Genomic DNA, 15,742 nt, shown 5'->3' on the forward strand with positions numbered 1-15,742 from the left:
TCCCCGCACAGGGGCAAGGGGCCCCGGCACCAATACGGTAAAGGGCAAGGGGTACTGGGCCCCAAGTGCGGCTGTGTTCCAATCCAAAACAGCTAGGCCACACCTACCACGGCTTGAACACAGACCACACGCGCCTTCGTCTGCTCGATTGTCTGGACGACGCAGCCAGCGGTATTGCCTTGTTCGATCCGGACGACAGGCTGCGCTACGCCAACGACTACATGCGCGCCAGCTATGGCATCGCACCCGCCGCCTATCCCAGTTGGGCGGACATGATGCGCAATTGCTTCCATGCGCGGGTCGGTCTGCTGATCCAGACCGACGACATCGAGGGCTGGTTGCGTGAGATCGGGCAACGGCGACGCCAGACCACCTTGCGCTGCTTCGAATCCGACATGGTGGACGGCCGCTGGATGCGGGTCACCGAGACCCTGCACGAGAACGGCTGGCTCTTGAATGTGATCACCGACATCTCCACCCTCAAAGCCCAGGAGTCCCTGCTGCAGCAGGCCCGTGACCACGCGGTGCAGTTGGCGATCACCGACCCACTCACCGGGCTGTTCAACCGGCGCCATGTCTTTGAGCAGTTGGGGGCCCTGTTCCAGCAGGCCCGCAGCCTGCGTTATCCCTTGACCCTGGCCGCCATCGACCTGGACCATTTCAAGCAGATCAACGACAACCATGGCCACAGCGTCGGTGATCAGGTCCTGACGCACTTCGCGCGCAAGCTAGAAGCGCGGCGCAGGCCGCAGGATCTGGTGGGCCGCATCGGTGGCGAAGAATTCCTGATGGCCTTGCCCAACACCACCGTCCAAGGAACACGTCAGGTACTGACGCGCTTGCGCCAGGATCTGAGCGACAGCCGACCCGTGCCGGACCATCCGCAACTGCGCCTGAGTTTTTCAAGCGGCCTGGCCCAGATCAAGGCGCAGGACACCGATGCCTCCGCGCTCTACCAGCGGGCGGACCGTGCCCTCTACGGGGCAAAAAATGCAGGCCGGGCCAGAGACCTCGATGACGATGCGCCCACCACCTCCGCGAAGCAGCGCTGAAGCGGAACCCGGCCTGGCCTTTGCCATGGCTTAGTCCATCTTTACACGCGCACAGCGACGGCACACGCGCGGGACATGCAAGCGCCCCAGACTTCATGCACCCCGCCGCTCGTGGCGGGATGGATGAAAGGATGACGCCATGAAAACACGCATGACCCCGCTGTCGACCGCGATGCTCGCGGCCAGCCTGATGCTGGCCACCTCCACGCTGCCTGCCCCTGCCCTCGCGGCGCCTCCGGGTCCGCACCAGGGACCCGGACCGGAAATGCACGGGGAACACAAAGCGAACCGCGTGGCAGGGCCCCAGGCCGAGCGCTGGGAAAAACGCATGACGGATTTGCATGCCAGCCTGAAACTAACGTCCGCGCAAGCGCCAGCCTGGGAGACCTTCCATGCGGCCCTCAAGCCGCCCATGCAAGCGGCCGAGCCTGGCCGCGAAGACAAGAAACGCGTGGATTGGGCCCAGCTGAAGACGCCAGAGCGCTTGGATCGCCTGCGCGCCTTGCGCCAGGAACGCGAAGCCGCCGCGACACGGCGCGAAGATGCAACGCGGACTTTCTACGCCGCGCTGAACCCCGAGCAACAGAAGACTTTCGATGCCCGCACGGCGCAGCCCTTCTTCATGGAAGAGTCCCGAGGCCCGGGTCCGCGCTGAGGTGTGATCCGCGCGCGGATCAGGCCAGGGGCTTGATGCCGATCAAGAGGCCGTGCAGCCCGAAGGCGAACACGGCCCAGCCGACCAGGCCCAAGGCGACGGTCAGCACAGTGGCCGTCCATCGCCCAGGCGGGTGGGTGACCCCGGCCCGCCGGTCGCGACGCCGCGAAAGCGCGTAGTTCGCGATGGCCCAGCACAGGAACGCGCCGAAGAGAACCAGATGCGCCAGCATGCCCGTCACCAGCAGGTGGGCCAAGGCCCAGGTCTTGACACCGAGCACCATGGGATGGCCCACACGGGCCTTGAGGTGGTTGCCAGGCACATAGGCTGCCGCCAGCAGCACAAAGGCCAAGACCGTGAACAAGGCCGCCAGGTGACGCAAGCCCATCGCCATGCCCGGGGAAGACGGCATCCAGACAATGACCGGATGCTCCCGCGCGGCGTCAAACCCCCAGGCGATCAAAGCCAGCCCGAGCAAGGCCAACAGGGAATACAGCCCTTTCCAGATGCCGGCACCCAGTCGGCTCCGCCAGCGCTCGCGCGCTGCGGGCGCCAGCATGCGGATGGAATGCACGCCCAAGAACAGCAGCAGGCCGGCGATCAGCAAAGTCATGACACAAACTCCTTGATTGGGTGCGGCCGTATCAGGCCGCGACCACGCGGTTCTTGCCCGCGCGCTTGGCCAGGTACATGGCCTGGTCGGCGCGGTGCAGCGCCTGTTCCGCCGTTTCATCAGCCGTCAGCTGAGCCACCCCCGCGCTGAAGGTGATGAAAATCTTGTCTTGGTCGGCGCCCGCAGTCGCGGCATCCCCGGGGGGCTCCGACTTGGTGCCCTGCTTGGGCCGGGCCAGAAAAAATCGCTTGCTCAACTCACGTTGGAGCCGGGTCATGATCTCCATGCCCTGCTCCAGCGCCGTCTCGGGCAGAAGGATGACGAACTCTTCGCCGCCATAACGCGCCAGAGTGTCCTGCGGGCGCAGGTTTTCCTTGGCCACCGCCACCAAGTGCTGCAAGGCCACGTCGCCCGTCTCATGGCCCCGGGCATCGTTGAGGCGCTTGAAGTTGTCAATGTCCAGCAGGGCCACGCACAAGGGCGCGTCCTTGCGGCGCACGGTGGACAGCTCGCGCACAAAGGCCTCGTCCAGGCCTTGGCGATTGAGTGCGCCCGTCAAGCCGTCATGGCGAACTTGGGCGCTCAGCCGTTCCAGTTCGGCCTGGAGCTTGCGCAGCTCTGCTTCCTTGGCCTGCACCTGCGCCCGCATGGACTGCAGCTCCTGACCCACGTTGACCGTCTCCAGCCGCATATCCCGCGTCGCGCGAATCAGGCCGCGCAGCACGGGACCGATGTCTTCCAGGGTCTTGGCCTGCTCCAGATCACGCAGGCTGTCCTCCATCTTGTCCTGGTAGTCGGAGCTGGACGCGGTGACTTGCGTGAGGCGTGTGATGAAAGCCGCCAGCATCTGCCGCAGGGATTCCTGGGCCTCGATGGCACGCCCCTTGACCTCCGTCTGCTTGAAGATCACGTCCTTGAGTTGGTGCTCGACCTCGTCCAGGCGGCGCAGGGTCAGCGGGGGCTGGGCTGCGGTCTGCAAGGCCTGGATCTGGCCCTGCAGCCAGGCGTCGTCTGGGCTGAGTTCACCAATGTTCTTGATGATCAGTTGCAGCAGCTTGAACAGGGCCTGCCGGATTTCGGCCTGTTCCTCGGCGGCGAAGGAAAGCCGGTGGTTGAAATCCGCGAGTTGGACCTTGATTCTCAGGATGTTGACCGAGGGGTCGCGCAAGGCGTCCAGGGTCTGCTGCATGCGCTCCAGAAACCCGGTGTCCTCCTTGCCAAAGGCGGGTTGCGCAAACTCGATCAGACGGGCGACCTGTTCCAGCACCCCGGACGTGATGTCCGGTGCGTCGGCCGTAAGCGGCTCCGGCGCCGCCGGATGGGGGGCGCCCCCGCCCGGCGCCGCGAAACCAGCATAGGCCAAGAGGGCGTTGTGCACGCCCAGCCAGTTGCGCTGGTTGATGGCGTAGTCCAGCAAGCCGAGCTGCTTTTCCTGACCGGGATTACGGGCGGGCAAGGCTTGAGCAATGCGCCGCAAGGGCTCCTCGGGAAACAGCTCCACCTGCGGCAAGCCAGCCACTGCGTGGTAGATGGCCTGGTAGTTGACCGGCGTCGGCGGCAGCTTGCGCAGCGTGATCTGCTTGAGCGTTTCGCGGGCGATCTCGAAGGGTGTCTTCTCGCTCATGAACCGAACCGGGTGGCTCCTGCGGAGGGTGGGCTGAATTATGCGTGCTCGCCAAGCAAAAAAACGGCGTGGAGTCAGCCACGCCGTTTTGGGTCATTTTGCCTCGTTTTCCCGAGTAGCGATCATTTGGCCGAACGGCCGAGCAAGGCCCACAGCAGGACGGCGCCAAAGGTCGCGGTGCCGATGCCACCCAGTGCGAAGTCTCCGAAACGCAAGGTGAAATCCCCCGTGCCCAGGATCAGGGTGATGGCGGCGACGATGAGGTTACGGTTGTCCGAGAAATCCACCTTGTTGTCCACCCAGATGCGTGCGCCGGCCACGGCAATCAGGCCGAACACCACGATGGAGACACCGCCCATCACCGGCAGGGGAATGGCCTGGATCACCGCGCCAAACTTCGGGCTGAAACCCAGCAGCACGGCGATCAGGGCGGCCACCACGAACACGGCCGTGGAATAGATCTTGGTGGCGGCCATCACGCCGATGTTCTCGGCATAGGTCGTCACGCCGGTGCCGCCGGCTGCACCGCTGACCACCGTGGCCACGCCATCACCGATGAAGGCCCGGCCAAGGTAAGGATCGAGGTTGCGACCGGTCATGGCCGTGACCGCCTTGATGTGCCCCAGGTTCTCAGCCACCAGGATCACGGCCACCGGGGCGATCAACAACATGGCCGGCGCGCTGAAGACCGGCGCGCTGAACGCGGGCAGGCCCAGCCAGGCGGCGGCGGCGATGCCGGACAGGTCCATCGGCTTGCCCAGGCCCAGACCATTGGTCAACACGGCGTATATGACGCTCGCGGCGATCAGGCCCAGCAGAATCAGCAGGCGTTGCGCCATGCCGCGCGTGAACACCGCGACGGCGCCGACGCACAAAAAGGTGATGGCCTGCATCCAGGCATCAAAGTTGGTGGGGGCCATGTTCTTGATCGGCACCACAGCGAGATTCAAGCCAATCACGGCAACCACCGAACCGGTGACCACCGGCGGCATCAGCCGTTCGACCCAGCCCACGCCGACCATCTGCACAATGGCACCGATCACGATGTACACCACGCCGCAAGCCACGATGCCACCCAAAGCCACGCCCAGATTGGCATTGGGCCCGGAACCGGCGTAGCCCGTGGCGGCGATCACGACGCCAATGAAGGCAAAGGAAGAGCCGAGGTAACTGGGCACCTTGCCGCCCGTGATCAGAAAGAAGATCAGGGTGCCGATGCCGCTCATCAGCACCGCGACATTGGGATCAAAGCCCATCAGGATGGGCGCCAACACCGTCGCACCGAACATGGCGATGACGTGCTGCACACCCATGACGGCCGTCTGTCCCCAAGGCAGGCGCTCGTCAGGCGCGATCACGCCGCCCTGGGCGAGCACCTCGGTGTCTTTTTTCTGCCAGCTGAACATTCCCATGGTTATCTCCTTGTACTTGTGTAGGAATTCAAACGTCGATGTTGCCCGCGCGCAAGGCGTTGGTTTCGATGAAGTCACGCCGCGGTTCCACCTCGTCGCCCATCAGCATGGTGAACACGCGGTCCGCCTCGATCGCGTCGTCAATCTGCACGCGCAGCAGGCGGCGCACGGTCGGGTCCATGGTGGTTTCCCAGAGCTGGCCGGGATTCATCTCGCCCAGACCCTTGTAACGCTGGCGGGACGTCGTGCGTTCGGCCTCGCTGATCAACCAGGCCATGGCGGAGCGGAAATCAGCGACCTTTTCTTCCTTCTGCTTCTCGCCCTCGCCGCGCAGGACCTTGGCGCCCTCACCCAAGAGGCCACGGAAAGTCTGTGCGGCCTCGGCCAACGCGGCGTAGTCGGCGCCATGCACAAAGTCTTGCGTGATCACGCTGCTCTTGACATTCCCATGGTGACGACGGCTGATGCGCAGGATAGGCTTGTCGGTACGCACGTCGAATTCCCCCGCGACTTCCGAGCCGCTGCCGAGTTCACGCAGCTTGGCTTGCAGTGCCATAGCCGAGGCTTCGGCCTCGGCGACCGTTTCCAACTTCAGCTCCACGCCATCGGCGACGGCACGCAGGGCCTCCACGTCCATGAAGTTGTGCAGACGCGCAATCACGCTCTCGGCCAGCTGGTGCTTGCGCGCCAGTTCGGCCAGGGTGTCACCACTGATGACCGTGTTCGCCACGCCACCGGTGTGGATGGCCGCGCCCGCGAGTGCGATGCGCAGCAGGTAGGTGTCGAGGGCGGAAGCATCCTTGAGGTAAAGCTCTTCCTTGCCCGATTTCACCTTGTACAGCGGCGGCTGGGCGATGTAGATATGACCACGCTCCACCAATTCAGGCATCTGCCGGTAGAAGAAAGTGAGCAAGAGGGTGCGGATGTGGGCTCCGTCTACGTCCGCGTCGGTCATGATGATGATGCGGTGGTAGCGCAGCTTGTCGATGTTGAAATCGTCGGCACCTGACTTGCCTGAGTCGCTGCTGGCCTTGCCGATGCCCGTGCCCAGGGCGGTGATCAGGGTGACGATTTCGTTGCTGGTCAGCAGCTTCTCGTACCGGGCCTTTTCCACGTTCAGGATCTTGCCGCGCAGAGGCAGGATGGCCTGGAACTTGCGGTCGCGTCCTTGTTTGGCGCTGCCGCCGGCGGAGTCACCCTCGACGATGTAGATCTCGCAGAGTGAGGGGTCTTTCTCCTGGCAATCGGCCAGCTTGCCGGGCAAACCCATGCCGTCGAGCACGCCCTTGCGGCGTGTCATCTCCCGGGCTTTACGGGCAGCCTCACGGGCACGCGCCGCCTCGACGATCTTGCCGCACAAGGTCTTGGCGTCGTTGGGTCGTTCCTCCAGATAATCGGTGAGGGCCTTGGCCACGATGTCTTCCACCGGTGCGCGCACCTCACTGGACACCAGCTTGTCCTTGGTCTGGCTGCTGAACTTCGGTTCCGGCACCTTGACCGACAGCACGCAGCACAAACCCTCGCGCATGTCATCGCCCGTCACCTCAACCTTGGCTTTCTTCGCGAGCTCATTGCTCTCGATGTACTTGCCAATCACGCGGGTCATGGCTGCGCGCAGGCCCGTCAAATGGGTACCACCGTCACGTTGGGGAATGTTGTTGGTGAAGCAGAGCACGCTTTCGTTGTAGCCGTCGTTCCACTGCATCGCGACTTCCACGCCGATCTCGGTGCCGGGGATCCCGCCATAGCTGTCGGCCGGACGCGTGCCGATCGCGTGGAAGGCATTGGGATGCAGCACTTTCTTGTTCGCGTTGATGAAGTCCACGAAACCCTTGACGCCACCCGCACCCGAGAAATCGTCTTCCTTGCCGTTGCGCTCATCCTTGAGGCGGATGCGCACACCGTTGTTGAGGAAACTCAGTTCACGCAGGCGCTTGGCGAGGATCTCGTAGTGGAATTCACTGTTCTGCTGAAAGATTTCCGTGTCGGGCAGGAAGTGGACTTCCGTGCCGCGCTTCTCGGTGTCGCCGATCACTTTCATCGGCGACACATCAACACCTTCGACCTTGACAATGCCGCGGTTCTGCACGAAACCGCGGGCAAACTCCAGTTGATGCACCTTGCCGTCGCGACGCACCGTCAGGCGCAGCCACTTGGACAAAGCGTTCACGCAGGACACACCCACGCCATGCAAGCCGCCGGAGACCTTGTAGCTGTTCTGGTTGAACTTGCCACCCGCATGCAGCTCGGTCAAGGCGATCTCGGACGCGCTGCGTTTGGGTTCGTGCTTGTCATCCATCTTGACGCCAGTCGGAATGCCACGACCGTTATCGACCACGCTGATGGAGTTGTCCGTGTGGATGGTCACAACGATGTCGTCGCAATACCCAGCCAGCGCCTCGTCGATGGAGTTGTCCACGACCTCGAACACCAAATGGTGCAAGCCCGTGCCATCCGAGGTGTCACCGATGTACATGCCAGGACGCTTGCGCACAGCCTCCAGACCCTCAAGAATCTGGATCGAGGACTCACCGTAGCTTTCGCTGCCGGATTTTGCGGTTTCACTCATGAAGTGGTCTTTGCTTTTTACTGGGGTTCTTGAAACGAGAAACCCGCGACGGGACAAGGGTCCATCGCGGGCCTGGAACGGGACGGACCCGCTCAGATGCGCATGGGCATCACCACGTATTTGAAGCTGGCATGGTCGGGAATGGTCACCAGGGCCGAACTGTTCGAATCGGAGAGTTCGACCTTGACCATCTCCTGCGTCATGTTGGTCAGCACGTCGATCAGGTAGGTAACGTTGAAACCGATTTCAATGCTGTCACCGTTGTAATCAATGTCCAGCTCATCCACGGCTTCTTCCTGCTCGGCATTCGTGGAGGCGATGCGCAGAGTGCCGGGTTCGATATTCAAGCGCACGCCCTTGAACTTGTCGCTCGTCAGGATCGCGGCACGCTGTAGGCTGGCCAGCAGAGGCTGACGACCCAGCACGATGATGTTCTTGTGGTTCTTGGGGATGACGCGGTTGTAGTCCGGGAACTTGCCCTCGACTAGCTTGGTAACGAACTCCATGCCACCAAAACTGAACTTGGCCTGGTTGCCGGCGAACTGCATCTCGATGGCGCCCTCGTTGTCGGACAGCAAGCGCTGCAACTCCAGCACAGTCTTGCGCGGCAAGATCACCTCCTGCTTGGGTACTTCCACGTCCAGCATGGCGGAAGCAAAGGCAAGACGGTGACCATCGGTGGCCACCAGGCTGAGCTGCTGGCCCTCGGCCACGAACAGGATGCCATTAAGGTAATAACGAATGTCGTGCACGGCCATCGAGAAGGACACCTGCGCCAGCAGCTCCTTCAAGGTCTTCTGTGGCACGCTGAACTTCGGGCCGAAGTTCGCGGCTTCCTGCACCAAGGGAAAGTCCTCGGCCGGCAGGGATTGCAGGGTGAACTTGCTCTTGCCCCCTTTGAGAACCAACTTGTTCTGGCTGGATTCCAGCGTGACGGTCTGGTCAGGCGGCAAGGTCCGCAGGATGTCGATCAGCTTGCGCGCACCCACGGTCGTGGTGAAGTTACCGGCATCACCTTCGAATTCGGCGACGGTGCGGATCTGGATCTCCAGATCACTGGTGGTCAATTGCACGGCATTACCCGACCTGCGCAGCATCACATTGGCCAGGATGGGCAAGGTGTGGCGGCGTTCGACAATGCCCGCGACAGACTGAAGCACGGATAGGACTTTGTCTTGTGATGCCTTCAGGACGATCATTTCAACCTCTTCTTGAATAACTTCCAGAATCTTTATAAAAAATTAGTAGTCGTAGATAGAAGTCAGCCGGTTTCTGTGGACAGCTGCATTTTCTCTTTTTTTATCAAGTACTTGCGTCAGGGACTAGTCTGTGGGCGTGAATCTTTTTGCATGCGCATCAACTTGAACAAGTTGGGCTCATCTCAAAAATCTGTGGATAAGTTCCAACTTATTCAAAATTTATCCCCAGGTTTTCGCCAACGGATTATTTCTGTCGTGCCTTACCCCTTGAGCGTCTGTTCCAGCACATGCAGCTGCTGGTTCAGTTCGGTCAATTGCTGGCGTTCACCGGAAATCTTGCGCACGGCATGCAGCACGGTGGTATGGTCACGTCCGCCAAACAGCTCGCCGATTTCCGGCAAACTTTTCTGGGTCAATTCCTTGGCCAGGTACATGGCGATCTGACGCGGGCGGGCGATCGAGGCCGGGCGTTTCTTGCTGTACATGTCCGCGACTTTGATCTTGTAGTAGTCAGCCACGGTTTTTTGGATGTTTTCCACCGAAATCTGCCGATTTTGGATCGACAACAGGTCACGAAGGGCCTCGCGAGCCAGCTGTATCGAGACTTCTTTCTGATTGAAACGGGAGTAGGCCAGGATCTTGCGCAAGGCCCCTTCCAATTCGCGCACATTGGAGCGCACGTTCTTGGCGACGAAGAAGGCCACCTCTTCCGGCATGCTGGCTCCTTCGCTCTGGGCTTTGTTGATCAGGATGGCCACGCGCATTTCGAGTTCCGGTGGCTCGATGGCGACGGTCAGACCCGAATCGAAGCGGGACACCAAGCGCTGGTTGATGTCCAGCAAGCCCTTGGGATAGGTGTCGCTGGTCATCACGATGTGACTTTTTTTGGTCAGCAGGGCCTCGAAGGCGTTGAAAAACTCTTCCTGCGTGCGGTCCTTGCCTGCGAAGAACTGCACGTCGTCGATCAGTAACAGGTCCAGCGAGTGGTATTTGTCCTTGAACTCGTCGAATGTCTTGCGCTGGTAGGCCTTCACCACGTCGGTGACGAACCATTCGGCGTGCGTGTACAGCACCTTGGCGCCCGGTTTCTCGGCCAGCAGACGGTTGCCCACGGCGTGAATCAAGTGGGTTTTGCCCAGGCCTGTGCTGCCGTAGATGAACAGCGGGTTGTAGAGCTGTCCGGGAGAACCCGCCACATGCATGGCGGCCGCACGCGCCATGCGGTTGGCTGTGCCTTCGACCAAGGTATCGAAGGTCAGGGCCGTGTTGAGCCGATGCCGGCTGGACGAGGTCGATTGCACCGACACAACGGCGTAGGAGATTTCCTCGACAGGCAAAGTCTCGACCAGCGATTCCGTTTCGACGAAACCTGCACCTTGGCTTCTGACAGGATGAGCCGCTTCGCGCGGCGCGATCGCCAGCTCCAGGGCAATGGGCTGGCCATAAATGCTTTCCAGCAGTGCGGCGATGCGTTTGCTGTACTGTGCGCGTATCCAGTCCAGCTTGAAGCGGTTGACGACATAGAGCGTCAAGCGGGAATAGTCGTCGGCCAAGCGGGCGGACAGGGGCCGGATCCAGGTGTTGAACTGTTGTTCCGGCAGTTCTTGCGCCAGTTGATCCACGCAAGCCTGCCACAGGCTGTGGCCGATGTCTTGGCTGGAGCCCTGCTGGGTCTGGAAGAATCCGTCGCTCATGCGGAAATCGTTCTGTTGTGGATATGTTGCATGAACCGGGCTAGGCCATTGTACCTTGTCAATAATTTATCCACACCACTGAGAGACCCCTGTCCGGCACTTGCGCTTTAGCATTGCGGCTGGCCATTTCATTGTCGGGAAAGCAAATTTTTGGGATAATCCAAGGTTTCCCCAAGGTAGACATCCCATGAAACGCACATACCAACCCTCCAAGATTCGACGCGCCCGCACCCACGGCTTTCTGGTTCGCATGAAGACGCGCGGTGGCCGTGCCGTCATCAACGCACGTCGCGCCAAGGGCCGCAAGCGCCTGGCGGTCTAAGTCTCAGCTCGCGTTGAAAGCGCGTCGGCTGCGGGCTCAGCCTCAATTCGAGGCTCTGCGCTCCAGCCCACCCTTGGCGCGCACGGAGCATTTCGTCTTGCACGGCTTGGCCTTGCAATCCCCAGCCGGACCCACGGTAGCCCAGCTTCCTGCCCTGTTTCCTGGTCAGGGGCTTTGGGTCGGTGCCGTTACTCCCAAACGCTGGGCCAAACGGGCGGTCACGCGCAACCTGATCCGACGCCAGATTTTCAACATGGCCGAGGTCTGGATGCCCGCTTTGCGCGCCTCTTTGCCCCAGCATACGGTGTTTCTGGTGCGTATGAAAGCAGCTTACGCTGCGGAGCAATTCCGCAGCGCGGCTTCCCTTGCTCTGCGACAGGTGGTGCGGGTGGAGTTGGAGCGCCTATTCGCCCGGGCAGCGGACCTGAACCGAGGCAAGTCATGAGGGCGCGTTTGCCAACCCGCATGCTGATGGCCCTGGTTCAGGGCTACCGTTATTTTCTGAGCCCCTGGCTTGGTTCGGCCTGCCGTTTTGAGCCCACCTGCTCCCGTTACGCCCTGGAAGCCCTGGACAGGCATGGTGCGCTGGCCGGCAGTGCCCTGACGGTGGGGCGTCTACTGCGTTGTCATCCCTGGTGCGCGGGCGGGCATGATCCTGTTCCCCAGCAGAAGCCGCGTTTATTCACAGGCTTGTTGAAATCCCTTTCGGAAAAGAAAACGACATGAACGACATCCGCCGCACCATCCTCTGGGTGATCTTCGGCTTCTCCATCGTCCTGCTGTGGGACCAATGGCAGCTTCACAATGGGCGCCCGGCAACGTTCTTTCCCTCGCCCGCCGCCACGGCAGCCAAGCCTGCTGAGCCGGTTCGTGAGATGCCGACGGCCAGCACGGGGCCAGTTGCTGAACTGCCCCAGGCGCGTCAGCTTGTGGCGCCCGGCGCAGAGAACGCCCTCGGCACCGTCCAGGCCGCGGCGTCTTCCCTGCCGCGCGAGCGGGTCACCGTATCGACTGACGTGCTGAGGCTGACATTCGACACCGAAGGCGGCTCGCTCGTGCGCTCGGAGTTCTTGCGCCATCACGAATCGCACGATCCGCAGACCCCGGTGGTCCTGCTCGACGAGAGCAAAGACCGGGTTTACTTGTCCCAGACCGGTCTGATCGATGGCGCAGATCCGCGCAATCCCCGCACAGATCTGCCCAATCACAAGACCGTGATGAAACTGGTGAGCAGCGAGCGTGAGCTGCAGGCGGGCGCTGATACGCTGCAGCTGCAATTCGAATCGCAAGTTTCAGGCGGCGTTCAACTTGTCAAGACCTATACCTTGCACCGTGGCAGTTATGCCGTGGACGTGAAACATGAGGTTCGCAATCTCGGACAGGAAGCTGTTGTACCTCAGCTCTACCTGCAGCTCGTGCGCGACGGGAACAAGATGCCGGGCGAGTCGTCCTTCTATTCCACCTTCACCGGTCCCGCGATCTACACCGAAGCCAAGAAGTACCAGAAGGTCGAATTCAGCGACATCGAAAAAGGCAAGGCTGAATTCGAGAAGGAGTCGACCAATGGCTACGTCGCCATGGTGCAGCACTACTTCGCCAGCGCTTGGCTGCTGGGTGACGGGGTGCAGCGAGAACTCTTCGCGCGCAAGGTCAGCAACAATCTGTATGCCGTGGGCATGATCACGCCACCGCAGACGCTGGCGCCCGGCGCCAGCCGTACGCTCGACGCGCAACTCTATGTCGGTCCGCAAGAAGAAAAGCAGCTGGAAGCGCTGGCCCCAGGCCTGGAGCTTGTCAAGGACTACGGCTGGCTGACCATTCTGGCCAAGCCTTTGTACTGGTTGCTGGACAAACTGCACGGCCTGCTGCACAACTGGGGCTGGTCCATCGTGGCCCTGGTGGTCCTGCTCAAGATTGCGTTCTATTGGTTGAACGCCAAAGCCTATGCCAGCATGGCCAAGATGAAGGCCATCGCGCCACGCATCACGGAAATGCGCGAGCGTCTCAAGGACAAACCGCAGCAGATGCAGCAGGAGATGATGCGCATCTACCGCGAGGAGAAGGTTAATCCGCTGGGTGGGTGCCTGCCCATCATGATCCAGATCCCCGTGTTCATCGCGTTGTACTGGGTGCTGCTGTCCAGTGTGGAGATGCGCAACGCACCTTGGATCCTTTGGATCAAGGACCTGTCGACGGAAGACCCCTACTACATCCTTCCCTTGGTGATGACGCTGACCACGATGTTGCAGACCGCCCTGAACCCCATGCCGCCGGACCCGCTCCAGGCCAAGCTGATGTGGATCATGCCCCTGGTTTTCAGCGTGATGTTCTTCTTCTTCCCGGCGGGCCTGGTGCTGTACTGGGTGACGAACAACATCCTGTCGATCGCCCAGCAATGGGTCATCAACAAACGCATGGGCGTGCCGCCGCAGTTCAATCTGCCGAAATTCCGATAAGCCTGCAAGGTGCGCGTGCTCCCCTGCGGATCGTCTGGCGGTGGGAGACGCAGCCAGGGGCAGGGGGCTGGCCCAGCCTGAGGCATTAAAAGCCGCGCTGCAGGTCTGCCGTGCCCCGATAGCGTGAGTAACATCGAATCATGCTAGCGCGCCATCAAGAACCCATCGCTGCGATCGCCACCGCACCGGGTCGTGGTGCGGTGGGCATCGTGCGTGTCAGTGGGCGTGATCTGGCGAACCTCACGCGGACGGTTTGCGGCAAGGACTTGGTGCCCCGCCATGCCACCTATCTGCCTTTGCGTGACGCCAAGGGCGAGGTCATCGACCAGGGTCTGGCGATCCACTTCCCGGCACCGAATTCCTACACCGGCGAGGACGTGCTGGAGCTGCAGGTCCATGGCGGCCCGGTGGTCTTGCAATTGCTGCTTGCGCGCTGCCTGGAGGCGCTGCCCGGCGCCAGAATTGCCCAGCCTGGTGAATTCACCGAACGTGCCTTTCTGAACGGCAAGCTGGATCTGGCCCAGGCCGAAGCCGTGGCCGATTTGATCGACGCCAGCACCGAAGCCGCAGCGCGTAGTGCAAGCCGCTCATTGGAGGGTGCGTTCTCGCGCGAGATCGGGCATCTGCGTGAAGCCTTGGTGCATTTGCGCATGCTGGTCGAGGCGACGCTGGATTTCCCTGAGGAAGACATCGACTTCCTGCGCCAGGCCGATGCACAAGGACAGCTCACACGACTGCAGGTGCAATTGCAGGCGGTTTTGCAGCAGGCCCGACAGGGCAGTTTGCTGCGCGAGGGCATCAAGGTGGTGATTGCGGGGCAGCCCAATGCCGGCAAGAGTTCCTTGCTCAATGCCCTGGCTGGCGCCGAACTGGCCATCGTCACCCCGATCGCCGGAACCACGCGCGACGTGGTGCAGCAAACCATCCAGATTGAGGGCGTGCCCCTGCATGTGGTGGACACCGCGGGATTGCGTGACGGCCAGGACGAAGTGGAACGCATCGGCATCGAACGCGCCTGGACGCAAATTGCCTCAGCGGATGCCGTACTTTTCCTGCACGACTTGACGCGGCAGGCGCAGGCGGACTACCGCGCTGCGGACGAAGCCCTGGCCCAGCGCCTGCCTGTGGACGTGCCAGTCATCCATGTCTGGAACAAGCTGGACCAGGCGGCGGAGGTGGTGACCGCGCCGGGTATCGCCATGTCTGCCAAGACCGGTGCGGGCCTGGACCTGCTGCGGCAGGCCTTGCTGCGCACTGCGGGGTGGGCGCATGTGCCGGAAGGGCTGTACCTGGCAAGGGAGCGGCATGTGCAAGCCTTGCGACGCGTGAACGTGCACCTGGAATCCGCCCAACAGCATTTGAATGATCAGGCGTCGGCCCTGGATCTGCTGGCCGAGGAGCTGCGCCTGGCGCAAAACGCGCTCAATGAAATCACCGGGGAATTCACCAGCGACGACCTGCTCGGGGTGATTTTCTCGCGCTTTTGCATCGGCAAGTGAGTGCCTGATCAGGATCGCATCGGCCAGCCTTCAGCGGAAGATGCCCAGGTCGGGACTCCCGTGGAGTCAATGCCCCGAAAAATCCACCAGGGTGTACAAGACCAGGCCGCTGTCACGCAAGCGGGCTGAACCTTGAAGCTCGGGCAGATCCACGATGGCGGCCCCCTCCATGACCTGCGCGCCCAGCTTTTCCAGCAGGCGCTTGCCGGCCATCATGGTTCCGCCGGTGGCGATGAGGTCATCCACCAGCAACACGCGGTCACCTGGGCGCACGGCGTCCGTGTGCAGTTCCACGGTAGCGCTGCCGTATTCCAGCTCGTAGGTTTCCTCGACCGTGGTGAAAGGCAGTTTCCCTTTCTTGCGTATGGGCACGAAACCCACGCCCAGCTCATAAGCCAGCACGGAGCCGATGATGAAACCGCGCGCGTCCAGCCCCGCGACCACGTCTGGGCGCAGCTTCTTGTCCATGTAGCGGTGAACAAAAGTATCGATCAGCACGCGAAACACCTTCGGGTCTTGCAGCAGCGGCGTGATGTCGCGGAACTGCACGCCCGGCGCTGGCCAGTCGGCCACGGTACGGATGTGGGAGCGGAGGTAGGCGGAAGAGTCCATGGGGGGATTATCGGCGCTGCGCCTGCGTGGGGAAG

14 protein-coding genes are annotated in these 15,742 nt (G+C 61.8%); 7 read left to right on the top strand and 7 right to left on the bottom strand.

All coding sequences use genetic code 11. The features are described from left to right. Positions 1 to 113: 113 nt before the first annotated feature. A complete protein-coding gene (locus tag AZ34_RS01425) occupies positions 114 to 1,052 on the top strand; it encodes a GGDEF domain-containing protein (protein WP_051509441.1) in 939 nt (312 codons plus the stop codon). A gap of 139 nt (positions 1,053 to 1,191) precedes the next feature. Further along, complete coding sequence (locus tag AZ34_RS01430) at positions 1,192 to 1,707, top strand: Spy/CpxP family protein refolding chaperone (RefSeq protein WP_081767027.1); 516 nt, start codon at positions 1,192 to 1,194, stop codon at positions 1,705 to 1,707. Between the two features lie 19 nt (positions 1,708 to 1,726). Here the strand turns inward: AZ34_RS01430 and AZ34_RS01435 are convergent, their stop codons facing one another. The 6 genes from AZ34_RS01435 to dnaA all read right to left on the bottom strand — a co-directional run bounded on the left by AZ34_RS01435 (position 1,727) and on the right by dnaA (position 10,818). Next, on the bottom strand, positions 1,727 to 2,320 hold the full coding sequence (locus AZ34_RS01435) for an NnrU family protein (RefSeq protein WP_035604003.1): 594 nt from the start codon (positions 2,318 to 2,320) through the stop codon (positions 1,727 to 1,729). Positions 2,321 to 2,351: 31 nt separating this feature from the next. Beyond that, positions 2,352 to 3,944, bottom strand: a complete 1,593-nt coding sequence (locus AZ34_RS01440; RefSeq protein ID WP_035604005.1) for a GGDEF domain-containing protein — start codon at positions 3,942 to 3,944, stop codon at positions 2,352 to 2,354. Positions 3,945 to 4,066: 122 nt separating this feature from the next. Next, complete coding sequence (locus AZ34_RS01445) at positions 4,067 to 5,356, bottom strand: solute carrier family 23 protein (protein ID WP_081767028.1); 1,290 nt, start codon at positions 5,354 to 5,356, stop codon at positions 4,067 to 4,069. A gap of 28 nt (positions 5,357 to 5,384) precedes the next feature. Then, complete coding sequence (gene gyrB / locus AZ34_RS01450) at positions 5,385 to 7,925, bottom strand: DNA topoisomerase (ATP-hydrolyzing) subunit B (protein ID WP_035604009.1); 2,541 nt, start codon at positions 7,923 to 7,925, stop codon at positions 5,385 to 5,387. A gap of 92 nt (positions 7,926 to 8,017) precedes the next feature. Then, positions 8,018 to 9,124, bottom strand: coding sequence for a DNA polymerase III subunit beta (dnaN, locus tag AZ34_RS01455; protein WP_035604010.1), 1,107 nt, complete (start codon positions 9,122 to 9,124; stop codon positions 8,018 to 8,020). 260 nt (positions 9,125 to 9,384) lie between these two features. After that, positions 9,385 to 10,818, bottom strand: coding sequence for a chromosomal replication initiator protein DnaA (dnaA, locus tag AZ34_RS01460; RefSeq protein ID WP_051509443.1), 1,434 nt, complete (start codon positions 10,816 to 10,818; stop codon positions 9,385 to 9,387). A gap of 187 nt (positions 10,819 to 11,005) precedes the next feature. Here dnaA and rpmH point away from each other — a divergent pair, with 187 nt between their 5' ends. The 5 genes from rpmH (at position 11,006) to mnmE (ending at position 15,095) form a co-directional block, all read left to right on the top strand. Then, positions 11,006 to 11,140: a 50S ribosomal protein L34 gene (gene rpmH / locus AZ34_RS01465; RefSeq protein WP_006299042.1), complete on the top strand. Its 135-nt coding sequence runs from the start codon at positions 11,006 to 11,008 to the stop codon at positions 11,138 to 11,140. A gap of 13 nt (positions 11,141 to 11,153) precedes the next feature. After that, entirely contained in the window at positions 11,154 to 11,585 is a 432-nt protein-coding gene (locus tag AZ34_RS01470) for a ribonuclease P protein component (RefSeq protein ID WP_035604014.1), read from the top strand. Between the two features lie 20 nt (positions 11,586 to 11,605). Further along, positions 11,606 to 11,866 carry a membrane protein insertion efficiency factor YidD gene (yidD, locus tag AZ34_RS01475; RefSeq protein WP_419670190.1) on the top strand — a complete coding sequence of 87 codons (261 nt, stop codon included), beginning with the start codon at positions 11,606 to 11,608 and terminating at the stop codon, positions 11,864 to 11,866. Further along, positions 11,863 to 13,596, top strand: coding sequence for a membrane protein insertase YidC (yidC, locus tag AZ34_RS01480; protein ID WP_035604020.1), 1,734 nt, complete (start codon positions 11,863 to 11,865; stop codon positions 13,594 to 13,596). The genes yidD and yidC overlap by 4 nt, the downstream gene beginning before the upstream one ends. A 140-nt stretch (positions 13,597 to 13,736) precedes the next feature. Beyond that, entirely contained in the window at positions 13,737 to 15,095 is a 1,359-nt protein-coding gene (mnmE, locus tag AZ34_RS01485) for a tRNA uridine-5-carboxymethylaminomethyl(34) synthesis GTPase MnmE (protein ID WP_035604023.1), read from the top strand. A gap of 66 nt (positions 15,096 to 15,161) precedes the next feature. On the opposite strand, the gene AZ34_RS01490 is transcribed toward mnmE, so the two are convergent. Next, positions 15,162 to 15,707, bottom strand: a complete 546-nt coding sequence (locus AZ34_RS01490; protein ID WP_035604026.1) for an adenine phosphoribosyltransferase — start codon at positions 15,705 to 15,707, stop codon at positions 15,162 to 15,164. Between the last annotated feature and the right edge of the window lie 35 nt (positions 15,708 to 15,742).

Source organism: Hylemonella gracilis str. Niagara R (assembly GCF_000600295.1).
Lineage (GTDB): Bacteria > Pseudomonadota > Gammaproteobacteria > Burkholderiales > Burkholderiaceae_C > Hylemonella > Hylemonella gracilis_A.

Excerpts from the sequence above, each read along its gene's own strand:
- AZ34_RS01430 (WP_081767027.1), top strand. The coding sequence starts at position 1,192 with ATGAAAACACGCATGACCCCGCTGTCGACCGCGATGCTCGCGGCCAGC.
- AZ34_RS01435 (WP_035604003.1), bottom strand. The coding sequence starts at position 2,320 with ATGACTTTGCTGATCGCCGGCCTGCTGCTGTTCTTGGGCGTGCATTCC.
- AZ34_RS01440 (WP_035604005.1), bottom strand. The coding sequence starts at position 3,944 with ATGAGCGAGAAGACACCCTTCGAGATCGCCCGCGAAACGCTCAAGCAG.
- AZ34_RS01445 (WP_081767028.1), bottom strand. The coding sequence starts at position 5,356 with ATGGGAATGTTCAGCTGGCAGAAAAAAGACACCGAGGTGCTCGCCCAG.
- gyrB (WP_035604009.1), bottom strand. The coding sequence starts at position 7,925 with ATGAGTGAAACCGCAAAATCCGGCAGCGAAAGCTACGGTGAGTCCTCG.
- dnaN (WP_035604010.1), bottom strand. The coding sequence starts at position 9,124 with ATGATCGTCCTGAAGGCATCACAAGACAAAGTCCTATCCGTGCTTCAG.
- dnaA (WP_051509443.1), bottom strand. The coding sequence starts at position 10,818 with ATGAGCGACGGATTCTTCCAGACCCAGCAGGGCTCCAGCCAAGACATC.
- rpmH (WP_006299042.1), top strand. The coding sequence starts at position 11,006 with ATGAAACGCACATACCAACCCTCCAAGATTCGACGCGCCCGCACCCAC.
- yidD (WP_419670190.1), top strand. The coding sequence starts at position 11,606 with ATGCTGATGGCCCTGGTTCAGGGCTACCGTTATTTTCTGAGCCCCTGG.
- yidC (WP_035604020.1), top strand. The coding sequence starts at position 11,863 with ATGAACGACATCCGCCGCACCATCCTCTGGGTGATCTTCGGCTTCTCC.
- mnmE (WP_035604023.1), top strand. The coding sequence starts at position 13,737 with ATGCTAGCGCGCCATCAAGAACCCATCGCTGCGATCGCCACCGCACCG.
- AZ34_RS01490 (WP_035604026.1), bottom strand. The coding sequence starts at position 15,707 with ATGGACTCTTCCGCCTACCTCCGCTCCCACATCCGTACCGTGGCCGAC.